Origin of the sequence: Pelotomaculum propionicicum (assembly GCF_048984525.1) — a bacterium.
GTDB lineage: Bacteria > Bacillota > Desulfotomaculia > Desulfotomaculales > Pelotomaculaceae > Syntrophopropionicum > Syntrophopropionicum propionicicum_A.
Window position 1 is genome coordinate 1 of sequence record NZ_JBMGJC010000011.1, and the last position, 20,948, is coordinate 20,948.

The 20,948-nt window shown below is 49.3% G+C and carries 20 protein-coding genes, 1 tRNA gene and 2 rRNA genes; 22 read left to right on the forward strand and 1 reads right to left on the reverse strand.

Going from position 1 to position 20,948, the window contains the following annotated elements; all coding sequences use genetic code 11:
- From ACOBQJ_RS12530 to ispF, 16 genes are all read left to right on the forward strand, one after another.
- Window positions 1-126 (forward strand): 23S ribosomal RNA (locus tag ACOBQJ_RS12530); the annotation flags it as partial.
- A gap of 63 nt (window positions 127-189) precedes the next feature.
- Window positions 190-306: ribosomal RNA gene (gene rrf / locus ACOBQJ_RS12535) — 5S ribosomal RNA — on the forward strand.
- Window positions 307-466: 160 nt separating this feature from the next.
- A complete protein-coding gene (vanR, locus tag ACOBQJ_RS12540; RefSeq protein ID WP_421072108.1) occupies window positions 467-1,165 on the forward strand; it encodes a VanR-ABDEGLN family response regulator transcription factor in 699 nt (232 codons plus the stop codon).
- Entirely contained in the window at window positions 1,143-2,285 is a 1,143-nt protein-coding gene (gene vanS, locus ACOBQJ_RS12545; RefSeq protein ID WP_421072253.1) for a vancomycin resistance histidine kinase VanS, read from the forward strand. Before vanR ends, vanS begins: the two co-directional genes overlap by 23 nt.
- Window positions 2,286-2,382: 97 nt before the next feature.
- On the forward strand, window positions 2,383-3,369 hold the full coding sequence (locus tag ACOBQJ_RS12550) for a D-alanyl-D-alanine carboxypeptidase family protein (RefSeq protein ID WP_421072109.1): 987 nt from the start codon (window positions 2,383-2,385) through the stop codon (window positions 3,367-3,369).
- 158 nt (window positions 3,370-3,527) lie between these two features.
- Window positions 3,528-3,602, forward strand: a tRNA-Asn gene (locus ACOBQJ_RS12555).
- 152 nt (window positions 3,603-3,754) lie between these two features.
- On the forward strand, window positions 3,755-4,216 hold the full coding sequence (locus ACOBQJ_RS12560) for a CtsR family transcriptional regulator (RefSeq protein ID WP_421072110.1): 462 nt from the start codon (window positions 3,755-3,757) through the stop codon (window positions 4,214-4,216).
- A gap of 46 nt (window positions 4,217-4,262) precedes the next feature.
- Complete coding sequence (locus ACOBQJ_RS12565) at window positions 4,263-4,787, forward strand: UvrB/UvrC motif-containing protein (protein ID WP_421072111.1); 525 nt, start codon at window positions 4,263-4,265, stop codon at window positions 4,785-4,787.
- Window positions 4,788-5,849, forward strand: a complete 1,062-nt coding sequence (locus ACOBQJ_RS12570) for a protein arginine kinase (protein WP_421072112.1) — start codon at window positions 4,788-4,790, stop codon at window positions 5,847-5,849.
- Window positions 5,850-5,978: 129 nt separating this feature from the next.
- Window positions 5,979-8,417 (forward strand): ATP-dependent Clp protease ATP-binding subunit, encoded by a 2,439-nt coding sequence (locus tag ACOBQJ_RS12575; protein ID WP_421072113.1) that lies wholly within the window; start codon window positions 5,979-5,981, stop codon window positions 8,415-8,417.
- Between the two features lie 169 nt (window positions 8,418-8,586).
- Entirely contained in the window at window positions 8,587-9,939 is a 1,353-nt protein-coding gene (gene radA, locus ACOBQJ_RS12580) for a DNA repair protein RadA (protein ID WP_421072114.1), read from the forward strand.
- A 25-nt stretch (window positions 9,940-9,964) separates the two neighbouring features.
- Window positions 9,965-11,026 (forward strand): DNA integrity scanning diadenylate cyclase DisA, encoded by a 1,062-nt coding sequence (disA, locus tag ACOBQJ_RS12585; RefSeq protein ID WP_421072254.1) that lies wholly within the window; start codon window positions 9,965-9,967, stop codon window positions 11,024-11,026.
- A gap of 181 nt (window positions 11,027-11,207) precedes the next feature.
- Window positions 11,208-11,684, forward strand: a complete 477-nt coding sequence (locus ACOBQJ_RS12590; protein WP_421072115.1) for a CarD family transcriptional regulator — start codon at window positions 11,208-11,210, stop codon at window positions 11,682-11,684.
- Between the two features lie 123 nt (window positions 11,685-11,807).
- The gene (locus ACOBQJ_RS12595) at window positions 11,808-12,947 is read left to right on the forward strand and encodes a PIN/TRAM domain-containing protein (protein WP_421072116.1); all 1,140 of its coding nucleotides are present in this window, start codon (window positions 11,808-11,810) and stop codon (window positions 12,945-12,947) included.
- Window positions 12,940-13,647, forward strand: coding sequence for a 2-C-methyl-D-erythritol 4-phosphate cytidylyltransferase (gene ispD, locus ACOBQJ_RS12600; protein WP_421072117.1), 708 nt, complete (start codon window positions 12,940-12,942; stop codon window positions 13,645-13,647). Before ACOBQJ_RS12595 ends, ispD begins: the two co-directional genes overlap by 8 nt.
- A gap of 2 nt (window positions 13,648-13,649) precedes the next feature.
- A complete protein-coding gene (gene ispF, locus ACOBQJ_RS12605; protein ID WP_421072118.1) occupies window positions 13,650-14,126 on the forward strand; it encodes a 2-C-methyl-D-erythritol 2,4-cyclodiphosphate synthase in 477 nt (158 codons plus the stop codon).
- 12 nt (window positions 14,127-14,138) lie between these two features.
- On the opposite strand, the gene ACOBQJ_RS12610 is transcribed toward ispF, so the two are convergent.
- Entirely contained in the window at window positions 14,139-14,408 is a 270-nt protein-coding gene (locus ACOBQJ_RS12610) for a hypothetical protein (RefSeq protein ID WP_421072119.1), read from the reverse strand.
- A gap of 357 nt (window positions 14,409-14,765) precedes the next feature.
- Here ACOBQJ_RS12610 and gltX point away from each other — a divergent pair, with 357 nt between their 5' ends.
- The 6 genes from gltX to ACOBQJ_RS12640 all read left to right on the forward strand — a co-directional run bounded on the left by gltX (window position 14,766) and on the right by ACOBQJ_RS12640 (window position 20,777).
- Entirely contained in the window at window positions 14,766-16,220 is a 1,455-nt protein-coding gene (gene gltX / locus ACOBQJ_RS12615; RefSeq protein ID WP_421072120.1) for a glutamate--tRNA ligase, read from the forward strand.
- A 260-nt stretch (window positions 16,221-16,480) separates the two neighbouring features.
- Entirely contained in the window at window positions 16,481-17,962 is a 1,482-nt protein-coding gene (gene cysS, locus ACOBQJ_RS12620) for a cysteine--tRNA ligase (RefSeq protein ID WP_421072121.1), read from the forward strand.
- Between the two features lie 8 nt (window positions 17,963-17,970).
- Window positions 17,971-18,381 (forward strand): Mini-ribonuclease 3, encoded by a 411-nt coding sequence (locus ACOBQJ_RS12625; protein ID WP_421072122.1) that lies wholly within the window; start codon window positions 17,971-17,973, stop codon window positions 18,379-18,381.
- A gap of 154 nt (window positions 18,382-18,535) precedes the next feature.
- Window positions 18,536-19,276, forward strand: a complete 741-nt coding sequence (gene thyX / locus ACOBQJ_RS12630) for an FAD-dependent thymidylate synthase (protein ID WP_421072123.1) — start codon at window positions 18,536-18,538, stop codon at window positions 19,274-19,276.
- 249 nt (window positions 19,277-19,525) lie between these two features.
- Window positions 19,526-20,287 (forward strand): 23S rRNA (guanosine(2251)-2'-O)-methyltransferase RlmB, encoded by a 762-nt coding sequence (rlmB, locus tag ACOBQJ_RS12635; RefSeq protein WP_421072255.1) that lies wholly within the window; start codon window positions 19,526-19,528, stop codon window positions 20,285-20,287.
- Window positions 20,265-20,777, forward strand: coding sequence for an NYN domain-containing protein (locus tag ACOBQJ_RS12640; protein ID WP_421072124.1), 513 nt, complete (start codon window positions 20,265-20,267; stop codon window positions 20,775-20,777). The genes rlmB and ACOBQJ_RS12640 overlap by 23 nt, the downstream gene beginning before the upstream one ends.
- Window positions 20,778-20,948 lie beyond the last annotated feature (171 nt).

The following is a 20,948-nucleotide window of genomic DNA, read 5'->3' on the forward strand; positions in this document are numbered from 1 at the left end:
CGAGATGAGGTTTCCCATAGCATAAGCTAGTAAGACCCCTGGAAGACTACCAGGTAGATAGGCCGGGAGTGTAAGCTTAGCAATGAGTTCAGCTGACCGGTACTAATAGGTCGAGGGCTTGACCTAAATTCAAATATCTTGTTCAAATATGCTGTCCAGTTTTGAGAGAATAAAAAAGATAATAAGTTTTCTAGTGGTGATAGCGAAGAGGGTACACCCGTTCCCATCCCGAACACGGCAGTTAAGCTCTTCAGCGCCGATGGTACTTGGGACGTTGGTCCCTGGGAGAGTAGGACGCCGCTAGAGAAATTTTAAAAAACCCTCCGGTTGACAACAACCGGAGGGTTTTTACATCGGTCGTTTAATAAAATCTTAAGGTTCTGATAAGGAAAAAGGCACGAAATGATTTTTTATTAGCAGTATAATATTTATGAGTTATTATGCTTAATAAAAGGAAGGAATGCCTATGGCTGCAAATATTATGATAGTTGATGATGAACAAGCTATTGCGGACCTGGTGGAGGTTTATCTTATAAATGAGAATTACAAGGTTTTTAAGTTCTATAATGGCCGGGACGCTCTTAATTGCATAAATAATGAAAGGATAGATCTCGCTGTTTTGGATGTAATGCTTCCCGATATAAATGGTTTTTCAATCTGTCAGAGTATCCGGGAAAAACATAATTTTCCGGTAATCATGCTAACAGCCAAGGAGGAAGAAATAGATAAGATCACAGGGCTTACATTAGGTGCCGACGACTATATTACAAAGCCTTTTCGGCCGTTAGAGCTGGTTGCCAGGGTAAAGGCGCAGCTTCGGCGGTTTACCAAATACAATTCTATGGAGCCGGCCAAAGAAGAACGGCTGATTGCCTTTTCCGGTCTGGTCCTGGACATGGACACACATGAATGTATGTTGAATGAGAAGAAAATATCGCTTACTCCTACAGAGTTTTCAATTCTTTGGGTCTTGTGTTCAAATCGGGGACGGGTAGTCAGCTCCGAAGAGTTATTTCAAGAAGTTTGGGGCGATAAATACTTTAGCAACAGCAACAATACGGTAATGGTCCATATCCGGCATTTACGTGAAAAAATGCATGATTCAGCTGAACATCCAAAATATATCAAGACTGTGTGGGGAGTTGGCTATAAAATTGAACGATGATTTTTCTAAATTAAAAAGAAAGATATTTTTACAGGTGGTACTAATCGCTATAGCAGCACCCCTGCTTGGCGTGATCATTCAACGTCTTCTGATTGATGGTCTTTTTCAGGCTTCCTTTGCAGAAAGTATCGTTCAGTTTTTTCAAAATACATTTAACATGTCGTATTACGAAGCGTTGAATATATATCAGCAGTTGTTCCGCAACAATAAATCCTGGTGGCTGGCCGGTGGCTTATTCCTCTTGCTGTTGCTGATTTTTTACTTTGCGCTTTCACGGATGACGAAATACTTTAATGAAGTTAGTACGGGCCTGGAACTGCTTGTTGAAGAATCCAACGGCGAGGTTATATTATCCCCGGAAATGGACTTTATGGCGGCGAAGTTGAATAAGATAAAAAGCATTTTGCAAAAACGGGAAAGGGACGCCAAGGAAGCGGAACAGAGAAAAAACGATTTGGTCGTTTATCTGGCCCATGATATCAAAACGCCGCTGACTTCCGTGATCGGCTATCTGAGCCTCTTGGATGAAGCGCCGGATATGCCTCAAGAGCAAAAAGCAAAGTATGTCGGAATAACTCTAGAAAAGGCCTACCGGTTGGAGCAGCTTATTAATGAATTTTTTGAAATCACAAGATTCAATCTGCAGACTATCGTTTTGAATAAGGAAAAGATCAATTTACTGTTCATGCTTCAGCAGATGGCAGACGAATTCTATCCAATGCTGACGCCGCAAGAAAAACAAGTGGCTGTCAATGCCCCGGATGACCTCTCCTTGTGGGGAGATGCGGACAAGCTGGCCCGTGTGTTTAATAACATCCTGAAAAATGCCATAACCTATAGCTATCAAAACAGCGTCATCGACATTTCTGCAGTACAGCAGGAGGGAAATGTCGTTATTACTTTTACCAACCAGGGCAACCCCATCCCGCTGCAAAAGCTAAATACAATCTTTGAAAAATTTTACCGTTTGGATTACTCCCGTTCCAGCGATACAGGCGGTGCAGGATTAGGCCTGGCCATCGCTAAAGAAATCGTCACAGCGCACAGCGGTACGATCAAAGTACAAAGCACCAGGGAACATACCGTGTTTACTGTGACCCTTCCAAGTTCAGATGCCTAAAATAAGAAAAACTTAAGAATTTCATAAGCTGGAATTCCAACATAGCTCTTTGTTCTGTGGTTGAATAAATTCACTACAGAATAAGGAGCTGTTTATTATGGGACAACAAACAAAAAAGATAAAACCAAAAGTACGAATGTTATTGGTATACCTGTTGATGACTGTTATTACTGTCATCGCTTACAAAGCCTTTATTATACCCGGAGGCCGGTATTTATTTGTCAATAACAGTGACGGTAAAAGCGCGGCGGCGCCCCCGTTAATGATAACACCCGAATCCTCCGCTCCTATATCTTCCACCCGTTTGTACAGTCCCCATGCAATTCTAATCCGTTTAAATGATCACACCATCCTAATGCAGAAAAAGAGCGAAGAAATAATTTATCCTGCCTCTTTGACCAAATTGATGACAGCAATTGTTGCCATAGAGCATCTGCCAAATTTGCAGGAGAGAGTGACACTTCCCAGTGCTATGTTTCAGGAGCTGTACAGAACAGATGCTACAATGGCCGGTTTTCACCCGGATGAGAAGGTCAGGGCAATTGATTTGCTATACGGGGCAATGCTGCCAAGCGGCGCGGAATGCTGTGTTGGGCTCGCCGTACAGATTGCTGGTTCAGAGCAAAACTTTGTAAAACTAATGAATCAAAAGGCAGCAGATCTTGGTATGAATAGCACTTTTTTTGACAATACCACCGGACTTCACGATGAAAACCATTACTCAACAGTTAAAGATATGGCTGTACTCCTTATTTACGCACTGCAGAATGATGCATTCCGTCAAATTTTCACATCTTTTTGCCATACCACTCAGCCCACGAATAAGCACCCAGACGGGATAACCTTTTACAGTACTATGTTCGAAAATCTCAACGACCCGAGGATTAGCGGCGGCAAAATTTTAGGAGGAAAAACCGGATATACCGATAAGGCTGGTTTGTGTCTTGCAAGTCTCGCTAAAGAAGGCGGGGAAGAATATGTTCTGGTTACAGCCGGCGCGAAAGGAAACCACAAATCAGAGCAATACAATATTACCGACGCATTAGCAGTGTACAACAGCCTGGGTAAAGAGGGGAGGCATTAACTTACTGCTTTGCCATATTAAGTGTAAACCATCAAATCAAACAGCGGTTGCGTTTAACTTGTCAATTTAGGGAATAATAAATAGGTCTCCAATATTTCTTTATCCCTTGACTTGAACTGTCAGCCGTAGTATATTTGTATACGTTACAATACCGATGTTCCTCGATAGCTCAACGGTAGAGCAACCGGCTGTTAACCGGTAGGTTGTAGGTTCGAATCCTACTCGGGGAGCCATTATTTTTAAAAAAACCGCGCTGCTGCGCGGTTTTTGTTTTTGTTGTTTTTGAACAGCCCGCACAGGGAAGAATAGATAAAAAAGTATTGAAAATATTTGTGTTTCCATTATAATATAGTTAAAGTCAGTAAAAGTCAAAGGATTTGATTTTATGAACAACATTTCGGATTTAATTGAGAGTTATTTAAAGCAGCTACTGTCTGAAAGCAGCCGTGAATTTGTTGAAGTCCAGCGCAGTGACCTGGCCATGCGGTTTAGCTGTGTCCCTTCCCAGATTAATTATGTGCTGACCACACGGTTTTCCGCGGGCCATGGTTATGTTGTGGAAAGCAGGAGGGGAAGCGGCGGGTATATCAGGATAGTCAAGGTGCCTCTTGACCAAAAAGCTGATTTGGTCCTTGACCTGTGCGATATAATAGGCGACTCAATTTCACAGGCTGATGCTGACGGTGTAATCGGCCGCCTGCTTGAAGAAAAGTATATATCACTGCGTGAGGCCAGGCTCATGTCTGCCGCGGTAGACGGAAACATATTAAGGCTTAGCATGCCCGTGCGGGACAGGTTGAGGGCACTCCTGCTGAAGGCCATGATAACATCCATCCTGCGCGGTTAAAAAACTGCCGGTTACCAAGAGTTTTTTTGAAAGGAGATTAATTTTTATGTTGTGCGAAAAATGCAGCCAACGGCCTGCGACGGTGCATGTGGCTGAGATTATAAATGGTCAGAAACAGGAAACCCACCTGTGTGAAATATGCGCCAAGGAAATTCAAATACATGGATTTGGGTTTTTCCCGCAGATGAATTTGAATAATTTTTTAGCCGGTCTCTTAAATTACGATTTTAACAGCAGCTATAATCAAAGCGAAGCTGCCAGTGTTATTTGTGAAAAATGCGGAGTTAGCGAGGAAGAGTTCGCCAAGAAGGGCCTTTTGGGCTGCGGCGACTGCTACCCTAACTACGAGGAAAAGATAATGCCGCTCTTGCGCAGGATTCACGGCAACACGCGCCATATCGGCAAGGTCCCGGAACGCAAGGGCGGCCGGGCCAGGTTGGTTAAAGAAATCGAGGTTATGAAGAGACAGCTCAAGGAAGCTGTTGGCCGCGAAGAATTTGAACACGCGGCTCAGCTTCGCGATACCATCCGCAAGCTGGAGAAAAATCTTGAAGAAGGGGGTGAGGGATAGATGCCGGTTAACGATAAAGCCAGCAGCGCCAACAGCCGCTGGATGGACTCCGACGGGCCGGACGCGAGCATTGTCATCAGCAGCCGGGTAAGAGTGGCAAGGAACCTTGCAGGCATACCCTTCCCCCACCTTTTAGATCCGGAAAAGTCGATGGAAGTTGTTAATGAGGTTAAGGCAGCGTTGGAAAACAAGGATGCCTCAGACCTAATTGGCAACCTGGAATTAAGCCTGCTCAATGATATACCGCCGCTCGAAAGACAGATACTGGTGGATAAACACCTGATCAGCCCCGATCTTTTAAACAACTTTCAGTTTAAAGCGGTGGCAATAAGGGACGATGAAGCTGTCAGCGTAATGATAAACGAGGAGGACCACCTGCGCATCCAGTGCCTTCTTTCCGGCCTGCGGCTGAAAGAAGCCTGGGCGATTGCCGACAAGGTAGACGACGGGCTGGAAAGGACGCTTGACTACGCCTTCTCCGAAAAAATCGGTTATCTTACCTCATGTCCTACCAATGCCGGGACCGGCTTGCGCGCTTCAGTCATGCTCCACCTGACCGGGTTGAAAATAACAAACCAGCTGGGCGGTGTTTTTAACGCCATCAGCAAGCTGGGGCTGACGGTGCGCGGTCTTTACGGAGAGGGTACGGAAGCTATGGGGGATCTATTTCAAATATCAAACCAGATCACTTTAGGACAGTCGGAGGAGGAAATAATAAACAACCTTATTTCCATCACCAGGCAGATTTTAGCCCAGGAACAAGCGTCCCGCCAGGTTTTATACAGGGAGAGGCGCGGGGTTATCGAAGATCGTGTTTACCGGGCCTACGGCATTTTAAGCCATGCCCGGATCCTGACCTTGGAGGAGACGATGCGGATGTTATCCGACCTGAGGCTGGGGGGCGAGTTAAAAATAATTTCCGGGGTACAGGACAAACTTTTAAATGAGTTGATGGTAAAGATCAGGCCGGCTTTTTTATTTAAAACCGCCGGGCGGGAGTTGTTAAAGAGCCAGTTGGATGCCGCCAGGGCCGATCTGATAAGAAAAGAGTTTGGAAATTGAGACGTGAGATATGAGACTTGAGACGTGAGAAATAAGAGGATAGTCCAAGGTTTTAAAAGACTTAAGAGGAATACCCGGATACTCACGTCCCACGACCCACGACTCACGACTAATTTGGAGGTGTTATATATGTTTGGCAGATTTACGGAAAGGGCGCAAAAAGTATTGATGTATGCCCGGGAAGAAGCAAAAGCCGCTAATTATCCTAATATCGGGACTGAACACCTGCTCCTGGGGCTGATCCGGGAAGGAGAAAGCGCTGCGGCTAAAGTCCTTTTTACATTGGGAATAGATGCTGATAAGGTAAAAGAGGTAGTTTCACAAATGGTTGAAATGAGCAGCGAGCCGGTCCCGCCTGAACCCGCCCTTACCGCCAGGGCGAAAAAAGTGCTGGAATTATCTATGGATGAAGCCCGCCGGATGGGTAACAATTATGTCGGGCCTGAACACCTGCTGCTGGGATTAATCCGGGAAGGCGAAGGTGTCGCGGCCAGTATATTAAGCGCCACAGGCGCCGATTACCGCAGGCTGCGGACCATGGTCGCCCACTTACAGGGGGGCCAGACTCCTCCGCCTGAGAGCCAGGCGCCGGGCCAGGCCAAAGCCAGCCCTACCCAAACCCTCGACCAGTTCGGGCGGGACCTTACCGCTATGGCTAAAGAAGATAAGCTGGACCCCGTGGTGGGCAGGGAAAAAGAAATAGAAAGAGTTATCCAGGTACTCAGCAGGCGCACCAAGAACAACCCCGTCCTGATCGGGGAGCCCGGTGTAGGGAAGACCGCCGTAGCCGAGGGGTTGGCCCAGCGGATTACAACAGGCAACGTCCCTGAAATCCTGCTTAATAAAAAGGTGGTTACGCTGGACATGGGTACCCTGGTGGCCGGTACCAAGTACCGGGGGGAATTTGAGGAGCGCTTGAAAAAGATCATTGAAGAGATCCGCCAGGCCGGGAATATTATCATGTTTATCGATGAACTCCACACGCTGGTGGGAGCAGGTGCGGCGGAAGGGGCCATAGACGCCGCCAATATCCTGAAACCGGCCCTGGCCAGGGGTGAACTTCAGTGTATCGGCGCCACTACCCTTGATGAGTACCGCAAACATATAGAAAAGGACGCCGCCCTTGAGCGGCGCTTCCAGCCGATTACCGTGGCTGAGCCGACGGTGGAAGAGACTATCCAGATTTTGAGAGGGCTGAGGGACAGGTACGAGGCGCACCACAGGGTCAGGATTACGGACGCCGCTCTCGATGCGGCCGCGAGGCTGTCCAGCCGCTATATCACCGACCGGTTCCTGCCGGACAAAGCTATTGACCTGATGGACGAGGCAGGCTCCAGAGTGAGGCTGCAGGCTTTTGTGGCGCCGCCCGAATTAAAAGAACTGGAAAAGAAACTGGAAGAACTGCAAAAGGAAAAAGAGGCCGCGGTAGACGGACAGGAGTTTGAAAAGGCCGCCGAACTCAGGGACCAGGAAGCAAAATTGCGGTCAGAGCTGGACGAGCGCAGGGAATCCTGGAAAAAACAGAGAACAAGCGGCGCGGAACTGGTGGTTGACGAGGATGTAATAGCCCATATTGTTTCGACCTGGACCGGGGTTCCGGTGAAGAAGCTGGCTGAAGGAGAATCAGAAAGGCTTTTGAAAATGGAAGAAGTGCTGCACCAGCGCGTGGTTGGTCAGGACGAAGCGATCCAGGCCATATCGAGGGCTATCCGCAGGGCACGGGCCGGCTTGAAAGATCCGAAACGGCCTATCGGTTCCTTTATCTTTCTGGGCCCGACCGGCGTCGGTAAGACTGAGCTGGCGAGGACCGTGGCCGAGGTCCTTTTTGGCAGTGAGGAAGCCATGGTCAGGATCGACATGTCCGAGTACATGGAAAAATTCGCAGTCTCCCGGCTCGTTGGCGCCCCTCCCGGTTACGTGGGTTACGACGAAGGGGGACAGCTGACCGAGGCAGTGCGGCGCAGGCCTTACACGGTGGTCCTGCTGGACGAGATTGAAAAAGCCCACCCGGATGTCTTCAATATCCTGCTGCAGGTAATGGAGGACGGCAGACTGACAGACTCCAAGGGGCGCACAGTAGATTTCAGAAACACCGTGTTGATTATGACATCAAACGTGGGCCTGCACACTATTAAGAAGGAAGCTGTGATGGGTTTCCGGACGGGTGAACAGGAAAAGTCCAATTACGACGATATGAAGAGAAAAATAACCGATGAGCTGCGCCGGACCTTCCGGCCCGAATTCCTCAACCGGATCGATGAAACTATAGTCTTCCATGCCCTTACTCAAGAACACATTAAAGATATAGTAAGCCTGATGCTGAATGTAGTTGCCGAAAGGATGAAAGAAAACGAGGTAGAAGTTGAAGTTACTGATGCGGTAAAGGACCTTCTGGTCAGGGAGGGGTTCGACGAGGCATACGGCGCCAGGCCGTTGCGGCGGGCTATATTGCGCCTCGTGGAAGACCGCCTGTCCGAGGAACTGCTGAGGGGAACATTCCGCCGCGGTGACCGGGTGCTGCTGGATCTGGACGAAACCGGCAATGGAACAAAAGTTGTAAAATTGTAGAGGTATATTTGCGGATACAAATTATGTCAGGTTCATTGTTTAGGGCGCCTTGTTTGGACCGGGCGCCCTAATAATTTACCCGGAGTTGGTTGGAAAAACCGGTTACTTGTAGTATGTCGTATCAAATGTTATAATTTAGAAATAACCAAAACTTGGAGACTTTTTGTCGATGCGAGTAAAGACCAAATACCTATGCCAGGAATGCGGGCAGCAGTCAGCGCGCTGGCTGGGGCGCTGCCCCGGCTGCGGCAGTTGGAACAGCCTGGTCGAAGAGCCCGTCAACCTCCGCACGGCACCCGGTTCCTCTTCCGTCTCAGGTGACGTGCCGCGTCCCGTTACGGAAGTACCAGTGCAGGAGGAAGAACGTTTTTCCACCGAACTTGGTGAAATTGACCGTGTCCTTGGCGGGGGCCTGGTCCCGGGTTCGCTGGTTTTACTTGGAGGCGACCCCGGGATCGGTAAGTCCACACTGCTGCTGCAGGTCTCTCAACTACTCAGCCGCAGGATGCAGGCGCTTTATATATCCGGGGAAGAATCGATGCGCCAGGTGCGGCTCAGGGCTGATCGGCTGGGAGAGCTTTCACCGGGTTTATTGCTGTTATCTGAAACTGATATAGATATAATTGAACGCCACCTGAGAGAGCTGGGGCCGCCGGTAGCGGTGGTTGATTCCATACAGACAATGTATAAGAGCGACCTGGGTTCCGCTCCCGGGAGCGTGGGGCAGGTCCGCGAATGCGCGGCCCAGCTTATGCGCCTGGCGAAGACTACAGGGATTTCGATTTTTTTGGTCGGGCACGTGACTAAAGAAGGTGTAATTGCAGGCCCGCGGGTGCTGGAGCACATGGTCGACACAGTCCTCTACCTGGAAGGTGACCGGCACCAGTTTTTCCGTATCCTGCGCTGCGTTAAAAACAGGTTTGGGTCAACAAATGAAATTGGCATTTTTGAAATGAGCGGGAGCGGCCTGATTGAGGTAACCAATCCCTCCGCCCTGTTTCTGGTTCAGCGCCCTCAGGGAGGCGTTCCCGGTTCGGCTGTGGCCGCCGCCCTGGAAGGCACCAGGCCTCTGTTAGTGGAGATACAGGCACTGGTATCGCCGACTGGTTACGGTGTGCCGCGGCGGATGACCGCGGGAGTGGACTATAACCGGGTTGCTCTCATCACCGCTGTCCTTGAAAAGAGAGTTGGTTTAAACCTGGGCAGCCATGACATTTACGTTAATGCCGTCGGCGGGGTAAAGCTTGATGAGCCTGCGGTAGACCTGGCTATCGCGTGTGCGTTAACCTCAAGTTTCAGGGATATCCCTGTCGATAACGGTATGGCTTTTGCCGGGGAAATAGGGCTTACCGGCGAACTCCGTCCGGTTAACGGAGTGGAGAAAAGGGTAAAAGAAGCCTTTAAACTTGGCTTCAGCAGCTTTTTATTATCCGGCCAAAGCGCTTTGGACCATAACGCGGAAACGGGCATATTGACAGCTGATACGCTTGCGGGGGCGCTGGAACTGGCTTTAAGGGTGTGAGGTGTTTCATTTGAAGGAAGAAAAAATGGCGGGTAAATTATTAAAGGTTTTGCGCACTGTAGCGCCGGGCACTCCGCTGCGGGACGGCCTTGAAAACATACTCAGAGCCAAGACCGGCGGGCTGATAGTAATTGGCGATACACCGGAGGTAATGAAAATTATTGAAGGCGGCTTTGCCATTAATGCCGAGTTTACCCCCGCCGGTCTTTACGAGCTGGCCAAAATGGACGGGGCGATCATATTAAGCAAGGACGCCAGAAAAATTCTGGCAGCCAACACCCAGCTGGTGCCGGACCAGGGTATTCCGTCCAGTGAGACAGGTATCCGCCACCGCAGCGCGGAAAGGGTCGCCAAGCAAACCGATACCCTGGTTATTTCTATATCCCAGCGGCGCGGAGTAATAACAATATATAAAGGGTCCTTAAAATATGTCCTCAAGGATATCAGCGTGCTGCTGTCAAAAGCCAACCAGGCCATCCAGACTCTTGAAAAATACCGTTCTGTGCAGGACAAGGTGCTGATGGGGCTGAGCGCCCTTGAGTTCGCCGATGCCGTAACGTTGTTCGATGTGGCCAAGGCCATACAAAGAGTTGAAATGGTTTTAAGAGTGGTCAAGGAAATAGAAAGGTATATCAGCGAGCTTGGAGTCGAGGGCCGCCTGATTACCATGCAGATGGAAGAACTTGTGGCCAGCACGGAAGACGAAGGCCTGCTGGTAATCCAGGATTATGCAATGGCCGCGGGGGAGAAAACGCCATCAAATATTCTCAATATAATCAGAAGCTGGCCGGCGGAGGATATCCTTGACCTGGCCCTGATTTCGAGGGCGCTTGGTTATCCCGGCAGCGCCAGCATCTTAGACCAGCACGTCCTGCCCAGGGGCTACAGGATACTGGAGAAGATACCCAGGCTGCCCCTGCCCGTTATTGACAACCTGGTTAAGACATTTGGGACATTGAGCAGGATCCTTGTAGCCACAATAGAAGATCTCGACGGCGTGGAAGGCATCGGAGAGGTCCGCGCCCGCTCCATTAAAGATGGACTCAACCGGTTCCGCGAGCAGGTTTTACAGGAATGGCCCAGGTAGAAAAGCAGCGGGCGGATGTCCTGACCACTAATAAAAAATTTATATAAATTATCTTATAATTTAATGTTGACACTGCATTACAGCTGTGCTAGAATTATAGTTTATTTGACAAAGCAACGTTTTTATGTTATATTTTATACGTGGTAAATTTTTTGTTGTAAAAAACATGAGGGGGTACGGCATGTTTAAAATTGGAGACAAAGTGGTGTACCCGATGCACGGAGCAGGCGTAATTGAATCCATCGAAGAGAAGGAAGTACTGGGTGAAAAAAGGCAGTATTACATCCTGCAGCTTCCTGTTGGCGATATGAAAGTGATGATCCCCATTAACAACGGTGAAGGTGTGGGCTTAAGAGAGGTAATCGACTGGGAAGGGGTAGAAAGGGTGCTGCACATCCTTCGCCAGCAGTGCTCCGCGATGTCGCCGAACTGGAACCGCAGGTACCGTGCCAATTTGGAGAAGATTAAAAGCGGCAACATTTACGAAGTAGCTGAAGTTGTACGCAACCTAATTAAAAGAGACCGTGAAAAGGGGCTTTCTTCCGGCGAAAGAAAAATGCTGGAGAATGCGAGACAAATCTTAATCAGCGAACTGGTTCTGGCCACGGAACTGGAGGAAGAAAAGGCCCAGTCACTACTAGATGGCGCCTTTGCTTAAAAAGCGTCAGAAAACTGGCGTTTTTTAATTTATGCCCAAAATTAATATTGATGGTATATTTATGAAAATCATATAATATAGTTATAAGTTAAAAAATACCTTGTAAAGGAGGTGAAAATTAAAGTGGTAAAGAGGATCGTATATATTGCTCTGATAACTGCTTTTACCGCCGGTGGATTTGCCACAGGGTATTTTTTGGTTAACAGCGACTTGATTGCTTTTTTTGTCAACCTGCCCCAGCAGTTTAAATTCGGTTTTATCGGGCTTTCCACACTGTTTTTCCTGGTGGCCGGCATTTTGCTTACACCGCTGCTTATTCGCTGGGTTGTACGGCTGATGGATTTTCTTGAGCAGTATTTGCAGAGAATACCGTCTCAGGATCTGTTAATGGGCTCGGTAGGCCTGGTTATTGCACTTATAATTGCTAATTTAATAAGGCCGGCCATTTCTTCAATTGGTTGGCCGGGTATAGTTTTATCTATTTTATTAACCCTGTTCCTGTCATATCTCGGACTGAGTGTATTCATTAAAAAGCGGGAAGAGCTTTTATCGCTTTTCGCAAGCATACCCAAGTTCGGCAAGGAACGCGCCTCGAAGGCCGAGTCCCGCGGGGGGCAGTTCAAAATTCTCGACACCAGCGTTATTATCGACGGGCGGATATCCGAACTTTGTGAGAGCGGTTTTATCGAAGGCGTCCTCCTTGTTCCTGCTTTTGTGCTGGAGGAACTGCGCCACATCGCCGACTCCCCTGATCTCCTGAAACGCAACAGGGGCCGGCGGGGCCTTGATATACTGAACAAGATGCGTAAGGACCAGGACATCAAGATCCAGATATATGACAATAACCGCGGTTTGGAGGAATCGGCCGAGGTAGATACCAAGCTGGTCAAGCTGGCTCAAAAACTCGGCGCCAAAATCATTACCAACGACTTTAATCTGAACAAAGTAGCCGAATTGCATGGCGTCAGGGTCCTCAACATCAATGAACTGGCCAACGCGGTTAAGCCGGTGGTGCTGCCGGGTGAGGAGATGGTGGTCCAGGTCGTCAAAGATGGAAAAGAGACAGGCCAGGGCGTAGCCTACCTCGATGACGGGACGATGATCGTTGTGGACGGCGGAAAGCGTTATATTAACCAGACCATACCAGTGCTGGTTACCAGCGTTCTGCAAACGGCAGCCGGGAGAATGATATTTGCCAAACCAAAATACGACCGGCGGGTTGATGGACAGGCAGGCTATGCTGAGGTGAACGTTATTGGTTAAAGTAGCGGCGATAGTTCCTGCCGCGGGCAGCGGGACCCGGATGGGGATAAAAACAAAAAAGCAGTTCCTTGCCCTGGACGGCACCCCGCTGTTGGGTTATGCTTTAAAAACCATGGAGGCAAGCCCTGCAGTAAAGGACATAGTTATTGTAACCAGTCCCGGAGAGGAAGACTACTGCCGCACTGCAGTGGTTGAAAAACTGGGATTAAATAAGATTGCAGCAATTGTACCGGGAGGAAAAGAGCGCCAGGACTCCGTGTATAACGGCCTCCTGGCGCTTTCTCCTATGTATGATATTGTGGTGGTCCATGACGGGGTCCGCCCTCTTTTCAGTATCGAAATTCTGGAATCGGTCATTGCAGCCGCGCAAACTCACGGCGCGGCCACATGCGCGGTGCCGGCCAAAGATACAGTTAAGCTGGTTGATGAAAACAATTTTGTATCAGGGACACTTCCCAGGGATCGCACCTGGCTGGTGCAAACACCGCAGGCTTTTCGCTACGAATTAATTGTGGAAGCCCACCGCAGGGCAAGGGCCGATAACCTGCTGGCGACTGATGACGCTGCCCTGGTGGAGTTTCTCGGTGGGCAGGTAAAGATCGTAATGGGTTCTTATGAAAACATTAAAATAACCACACCCGAGGATTTAGATGTGGCTATGGCCATAATAAGGGCGGCTTCCGGTTTGAAGGAGGTTTAATATTGAGAGTCGGCATCGGTTATGATGTGCATAAAATGGTTGAAGGAAGGGCCCTTGTCCTGGGCGGGGTAAAGATTCCTTATGAAAAAGGGCTGCTGGGCCATTCAGACGCCGATGTGCTGGCGCACGCTGTCATAGACGCTCTCCTTGGCGCCGCCGGCGAGGGTGACATAGGAAAACATTTCCCTGACAGCGATATGAGATACAAGGGGATCAGCAGTTTAATTCTACTGGCAAAGGCAAAAGAACTGCTCGCCGCCAGGGGTTTTGAAATCCTCAACATAGACTCGGTAATAGTGGCCCAGGAGCCAAAACTGGCTCCATATAAGAAGGAGATGGCTGACAATATAGCGGAAACACTGGGAATCAGTGCCGGCCTTGTCAATGTCAAGGCCACCACTACCGAGGGATTGGGTTTCACCGGCGCTGGGGATGGTATCGCCGCTTATGCCGTGACAATGCTGAGATCTGTACGTTAGTTCCTTATCACTTTAGGTTGGGTCCTTCAGAAAATGCCTCCACTTTTCAATCACTTCCAGCTCTTTTTCACAAGCTTGCTCAGTGATGACAGCGTTTTTTATCAGGATATTTAATTCCTCCAGGCTGATCAGCTCATAGGCTGACGATTTGCTTAACCGGCTTAATATATCCCTTAATTTTTCAATGCGGCAGCTCGCGCAATGCGCGCGGGTAAGCAGGCAGGAGTCGCAGCATTTTTCCAGAAGCCGGTTGATTTCATCAAAATCGTCCCGGTCCATCATCTGTTATCACCACTTTAAATAAAAAATGACCTTGGATAGTCAAGGGCATCATCGGCCTTGTGCGCTTGTAGTTTTTTACAATTATGGATTGCCTGAAACTTCTATATTAATTATATAAGATACAGCCTTTGGTTACAAGCAGTTTAAACATGGCAGAATATTTAAAGTCAGACCTAGCCTGCCTCTTCCGGAATAATCAGCAATAGCCGTCAGGGCACTTATAAGTTGCCTGTCCTTTAAAGGAGATGTTATAATAAGCTCGTTAAAAAAGGCATTAATTAGCACTAACCCTGGTATTTTTTGAATATCGAAAAATAATAATCCGGGGTTATCATCAGGATAAGGGAGGATAACGATTTGTCACCAGTCAGGGTAAGATTTGCGCCAAGCCCCACAGGCCCTTTACATATTGGGGGAGCCAGGTCGGCGCTTTTTAATTGGCTCTTTGCCCGCCATTACGGCGGTACGTTTATAGTGCGCATTGAAGATACGGATTTGGAAAGGTCATCCCGCCAGTCCGAGGAGAACATCCTGGACGCGCTGCGCTGGCTTGGCCTCGATTGGGATGAGGGAGTCGATGTCGGCGGGCCATACGGGCCTTACCGGCAGATGGAAAGGCTGGAATTATACACAAAATATGCCGACTGCCTGCTCGAAAGCGGAGCAGCCTACCTCTGCTATTGCAGTGAAGAAGAACTCGCGGCAGAAAGAGAGGCCCTCATGGCCAAAGGCGAGCTGCCCCGGTACCTGGGGCGCTGCCGGAATCTTTCGGCCGGAGAACGCGCCAGCCTGGAAGCGGAAGGCCGACGGCCGGTGGTGCGCTTTCGCGTGCCTGAAGACAAGGTGGTCCTGGTCAAAGACCTGGTGCGGGGGGACGTTTCATTCGAGTGCTCCGAGATAGGCGACTATATAATAATCAAGTCGGACGGCATTCCCACCTACAATTTCGCGGTGGTGGTCGACGACCATGTCATGGCCATCAGCCATGTGATCAGGGCTGAAGAGCACCTGTCCAATACCCCGCGCCAGATACTATTATATGATGCCCTGGGCTGGGAAACCCCGGAGTTCGCCCACGTTTCGCTAATCCTGGGCAAGGATCGCAGCAAGATGAGCAAACGCCACGGGGCCACCGCTATTGAGCAGTACCAGGAGCGGGGCTACCTGCCGGAAGCCCTGGCAAATTTTCTGGCCCTGCTGGGCTGGTCTCCCGGGAGCGAGGAAGAAGTTTTTTCCCTGGGCGAGCTGAAACAGCAGTTTACCCTGGAGAGGGTGGCAAAGAGCCCGGCGGTTTTTGATCTTGACAAGCTAAACTGGCTGAACGGGCACTATATCAGGGAAACCGACCTGGAGCGGCTTACCGAAATGGCCGTGCCGCACTTGGAGCAAGCGGGTTACATAAGCACTCCCCTGTCAGCGGATAAATACGAGTGGGTAAAAAAGGTGGTTGCCTCGGTCCGGAACCATCTCAGCTATATGCAGGAAATAGCCGGGCACGTAAAGATATATTTTGACGATAATGTTCAAATTGCGGATGAAGAAGCGCGTGAGATCATGGCCGGCGAACAAGTCGGGGCTGTGCTGCAGGACTTAATCAAGAAAGTAAACGTTGCTCTTACAGATGAAATTAAAGAGGACGAAGCCAGGCAGCTTTTGAAGGAAGTCGGCAAGGACCTCGGGCTCAAAGGTAAGCAGGTCTTTATGCCGGTCCGGGTGGCCCTCACCGGCAGCACGCAGGGTCCAGACCTGAACCAGGTTATGGCCATCCTGGGGCGCGAGGGGATAGCCCGCCGCCTGTCAAAGTGGGCGTAAATTGGGACGTGGGACGTGAGAAATGTGAGAAAATCCTGCATTTCTCTTCGGCTTTTAATAATTATTATCACATGATTTACAGGATTTTAAAGATTAACTAGATTTTAAACAACTATTATAACTTTAATTTTTTAAGCATGAGAATAATTTAAATATTAACCATTATATTAATCCTGTTAATCATGTTTAATCTTGTTAATCCTGTGATATTGTTTTCTTACTTATATTCCGATGTCCGGAATGGGAGGTTGTATTAAATCATGGAAATCTATAATACTCTTACCAGGCGAAAAGAGACTTTTCAGCCGCGGGAGCCCGGAAATGTTTACGTATATGTGTGCGGCCCGACCACTTATAATTACATACACCTGGGCAACGCGCGTCCGCTGGTGTTTTTTGACACGGTACGGCGCTATTTAGCCTGGAAGGGGTATAATGTCCTTTATATTCAGAACTTCACAGATGTAGATGATAAGATTATCAACCGGGCTGCTGAAGAGAATCTGGACCCCCTTGAGCTGGCCCGTATCTACATCAAGGAGTACTTCAAAGACGCGGACGCCCTGAACGTACGCCGCGCTGATATGCATCCCGTGGTTACGGAACATATTGAAGAGATTATCGGCATGGTGGAAAAACTTGTCGGAAACGGCTCCGCTTATGTTGTAGATGGAGACGTTTATTTTGAAGTAAGGAAGTTTGCCGGCTACGGAAAGCTTTCCGGGCGCACCCTCGACGACATGCAGGCCGGCGCCCGGGTGGAGGTGGACGCCAGGAAGCGCGATCCCCTCGACTTTGTCCTCTGGAAGGCGGCAAAGCCAGGTGAACCAAGCTGGGAAAGCCCGTGGGGCCCCGGCCGTCCGGGCTGGCATATTGAATGTTCGGCTATGTCGCTGAAATACCTTGGCCCAAACTTTGATATCCACGGCGGGGGGTTTGACCTGATTTTCCCGCACCATGAAAATGAGATCGCCCAGAGCGAGGCTACCACCGGTGAACAATTTGTACGCTACTGGGTGCATAATGGTTTTATCACCGTGAACGAGGAAAAAATGTCTAAATCACTGGGCAATTTTTTCCTGGTGAGAGATATCCTGGCCAAGTTTCCCCCGGAGACAGTGCGGTTCTTCCTCCTTTCCACCCATTACCGCAGCCCTCTGGATTTTGACGACGAAAAACTGGCCGCCGCGGGCCGCGGGCTGGAAAGGATCAAGACCAGCATCCGCCTCCTTTCAGAAGCCCTGGCAAAACCCGTCCAGGAAAATGCAAAAACTTTAATTGCCGGTTCTGTTATAAATAAGGACCAGTCATTTGAAATGCGCCTTGATGAACTAAAAGACTCATTTGAAGCCGCCATGGACGATGATTTCAACACGGCCCTGGCCATCGGCATTAATTTTGACCTGGCCAGGGATGTCAACTCGGCGGTGCAGCGGCTTGCTGAGACAGTATCGGGAGCTGACAGGGCCGTTCTTCAAAAAGCAATGGATTTGTTTAAAATATTTAATGAGGTGCTGGGCATTTTTAAGGTTGACGATAAAGGCGTCATACTTCTTGAAGGCGCAGCCGGGGACAGCTCTGACCTGGTCGAGGGGCTGGTCGGCCTGATCATAGAAGTGCGGCAGGAATCCCGTAAGAAAAAGGACTGGGGGACCGCTGACCGGATCAGGGACGGGCTGAAGGAACTGGGCATTGTCCTGGAGGATACACCTCAGGGAGTCCGTTGGAAAAAGCAGGGGTAGGATTGCACTTGAATTTTAAAAGCAGTGTTATTGAACGCCCGGAAGACCTGCCTGTGCTGGCGCTGGCCTACGTCGGAGACGCCGTGTACGAGCTGGCGGTACGGGAGCGCTTGATCGGCTCCGGGCTGGTAAAAGTAAACCAGCTTCACAGCGAGACAGTAAAATATGTTAACGCCGGCGCCCAGGCCAGGGCATTGCACGCGCTGGAAGGGATGTTTACCGGAGATGAGGCGTCGATAGTGAGACGGGGCCGCAACGCCAGGTCGCCCCACACGCCGCGGAGCGCCGGCATGATCGAGTACAGGCGCAGCACAGCTCTGGAGTGCCTGATCGGCTACCTTTATTTAAAGGGCGATGCCGCGCGGCTTGGCGAGATTATGACAGCCGCCCTGGAAGCGATAAAAGAAGAAAACGAATAAAACGTTTTCACAAGATTAACAGGATTTAATTGATTTACATGATTAATTAGATTTTTATTTATGATTTAAAAACATTATTTTGCCATCATTTAATTATCGCCAGCTATCGTGTATCTTGTAACTCTTGTGATATTAATCTTTTGAGGTGTTATACATGGGTGCCAAGAAATTGAGGGTTGAACTGTTTAGGTATACCCCGGATCCCCAGGAAGCTGTCGCCATGGGGGCCAAGCTCTGTTATTCAGTGGCTGGTATTGAAGAACTAAAGCAGGGTATTGAAGCCAGAAGCCAGGACGCCTTCCTGGAGCGGCTGATGGAATTTGGCCACCTTTCCCCCATCGAGCATGCCAGTTTTACCTTCGGCATAGAGGGGGTCTCCCGCAGCCTGCTGGCCCAGATAACCAGGCACCGCATCGCCAGTTTCAGCGTCAAGTCCCAGCGCTACGTTTCCGAAGCCAGCGCGGCAAAAGAAGACAGCGTATTCGGCTATATCATCCCGCCGCGTATTGAAGCATTGGGACCTGAAGCAGTAAATGAATTCGAATCTCAGATGAGCCAGATCCAGAGCTGGTACGACGGCTGGGTGGAAAAGCTCGGGAACAGCGGGGAATCCACCAATGAGGACGCCCGGTTTGTCCTGCCCAACGCCGCTGAAACAAAGATGATAGTTACCATGAACGCCCGGGAACTGCTCCATTTCTTCAACCTGCGCTGCTGCAACCGGGCCCAGTGGGAGATCCGGGCCCTGGCAGCGGAGATGCTGCGGCTGGTTAGAAAGGAAGCCCCGGTGCTGTTCAGGGAAGCAGGGCCGGGATGCCTGAAAGGCCCCTGCCCGGAAGGGAAAATGAGCTGCGGCAAAATTAATGAAGTCAGGGAGAAATTTAAGAACATATAAAAGATATTTCACATGATTAACAAGATTGGCAAGATTAACAGGATTATTTAAATGATTTTTTATAAAAATATACATTTAAATATATCTTTTCCTCAAAAAATTTAGGATTGCTAAGAAATTAAAAGATTAAGTTTATTAGTAATTTTTAATCTTGTTAATCCTTAAAATCTTGTAAATCCTGTGATGATTTATTTGTTGTAAATTTTGTGATAATAGTGTTTAAATAGCAATTCAAAGGAGAGTGCCAAACTGGACGACATTATTGCCGGCCGCAATCCTGTCAAAGAGGCCCTGAGGTCGGGCCGGCCGATCAACAAGATCATGATTGCGGAGGGTGTTTTAACCGGACCCCTGCAGGAAATATTTACCACAGCCAGAGACAGAAAGATTCCAGTACAGAAAGTGGACCGCCAGCGCCTGGATAAGTTCGCTTCCGGCACCGCCCACCAGGGTGTCGTGGCTTTTCTGGCCGCCAAGGAGTATGTGGAAGTTGACGATATCCTGGCAGGCGTCAGCGCGGGCGAGGAACCTTTCCTGATTATCCTGGATGAAATCAGCGACCCGCATAACCTGGGCGCTATTCTGCGCACTGCCGACGCCGCCGGGGCGCACGGGGTGGTTATACCCCGCCGGCGCTCGGCTCCGCTGACCCCTACCGTGGCCAAATCATCCGCGGGTGCTATAGAATACGTAAATGTGGCAAGGGTGGCAAACCTGCCCCAGACCATAGAGGAACTCAAAAAAAAGGGCCTCTGGATCGTTGGCGCTGAAGCGGACGGAGAAGACGTCTTTTGGGACGCCAGGTTGGACGGCCCGCTGGCGCTGGTTATCGGCGGAGAAGGCAAAGGCCTCGGGCGTCTGGTTAAAGAACGCTGCGACAGCCTGGTGCGCCTGCCCATGGCCGGGCGGGTAAACTCCCTTAACGCCTCGGTTGCCGCTGCCCTGCTGGTTTATGAAGTACTTCGGCAGAGAAGAAAGGCTTTTGTTAATGAAGGAGTTTCTCGTAGTTGACGGCTATAACATTATTTTCGCCTGGCCGGAGTTTGAAAAGTTCAAGGAGTCCGGCTTAGAACATGCCAGGTTCAAGATGGTCTCAATACTGGCCAACTACTCTCACCTGTCCGGCAAAAAAATATACTTGGTTTTTGACGCTCACCAGGTAAAAAACTCGCTTGAAAGAATAGAAACAATCGATACTGTCGAGGTTATATATACCCAGCATGGTGTGACCGCTGACGCCTTGATCGAAAGCCTGGTTGGAAAGTTGTTAAATGAAGGAACTGTTTACGTGGCCACTTCCGACTGGGCCGAACAAAATATTGTTTTTGGCAGGGGCGCGTACCGCCTGACGCCGGGAGAGCTGCTGCTAGAGGTAAAAAGGACCAGGCAGGAAAGCGAGCGGCACTATGTAAAAAGTGTCCCTTCTGACAGCTACCTGGAGAATTTTCTTCTGGAAAAGGTAAGGTCAAAATTAGAAAGACTGCGTCGACAAAAAAAATAGGCTATGTAAGGACTCCACTCAATTTTACCTTGACGAGCTATCACCCCTTCGTTATAATAAGTTTGGAAACTTACCGGCAACCTTGATACATGCCTTACCTTAGAAAGAAAAAGTTACGTGGATTATACCAGGACTTAGAATCGGAAAAGGGAAAGGTTTTTTGTTTTTCCT

What these genes read in the sequence shown, in the direction of transcription:
- vanR (WP_421072108.1), top strand. Translation starts at nt 467, where the DNA reads ATGGCTGCAAATATTATGATAGTTGATGATGAACAAGCTATTGCGGAC.
- ACOBQJ_RS12550 (WP_421072109.1), top strand. Translation starts at nt 2,383, where the DNA reads ATGGGACAACAAACAAAAAAGATAAAACCAAAAGTACGAATGTTATTG.
- ACOBQJ_RS12560 (WP_421072110.1), top strand. Translation starts at nt 3,755, where the DNA reads ATGAACAACATTTCGGATTTAATTGAGAGTTATTTAAAGCAGCTACTG.
- ACOBQJ_RS12565 (WP_421072111.1), top strand. Translation starts at nt 4,263, where the DNA reads ATGTTGTGCGAAAAATGCAGCCAACGGCCTGCGACGGTGCATGTGGCT.
- ACOBQJ_RS12570 (WP_421072112.1), top strand. Translation starts at nt 4,788, where the DNA reads ATGCCGGTTAACGATAAAGCCAGCAGCGCCAACAGCCGCTGGATGGAC.
- ACOBQJ_RS12575 (WP_421072113.1), top strand. Translation starts at nt 5,979, where the DNA reads ATGTTTGGCAGATTTACGGAAAGGGCGCAAAAAGTATTGATGTATGCC.
- radA (WP_421072114.1), top strand. Translation starts at nt 8,587, where the DNA reads ATGCGAGTAAAGACCAAATACCTATGCCAGGAATGCGGGCAGCAGTCA.
- disA (WP_421072254.1), top strand. Translation starts at nt 9,965, where the DNA reads ATGGCGGGTAAATTATTAAAGGTTTTGCGCACTGTAGCGCCGGGCACT.
- ACOBQJ_RS12590 (WP_421072115.1), top strand. Translation starts at nt 11,208, where the DNA reads ATGTTTAAAATTGGAGACAAAGTGGTGTACCCGATGCACGGAGCAGGC.
- ACOBQJ_RS12610 (WP_421072119.1), bottom strand. Translation starts at nt 14,408, where the DNA reads ATGATGGACCGGGACGATTTTGATGAAATCAACCGGCTTCTGGAAAAA.
- cysS (WP_421072121.1), top strand. Translation starts at nt 16,481, where the DNA reads ATGGAAATCTATAATACTCTTACCAGGCGAAAAGAGACTTTTCAGCCG.
- thyX (WP_421072123.1), top strand. Translation starts at nt 18,536, where the DNA reads ATGGGTGCCAAGAAATTGAGGGTTGAACTGTTTAGGTATACCCCGGAT.
- ACOBQJ_RS12640 (WP_421072124.1), top strand. Translation starts at nt 20,265, where the DNA reads ATGAAGGAGTTTCTCGTAGTTGACGGCTATAACATTATTTTCGCCTGG.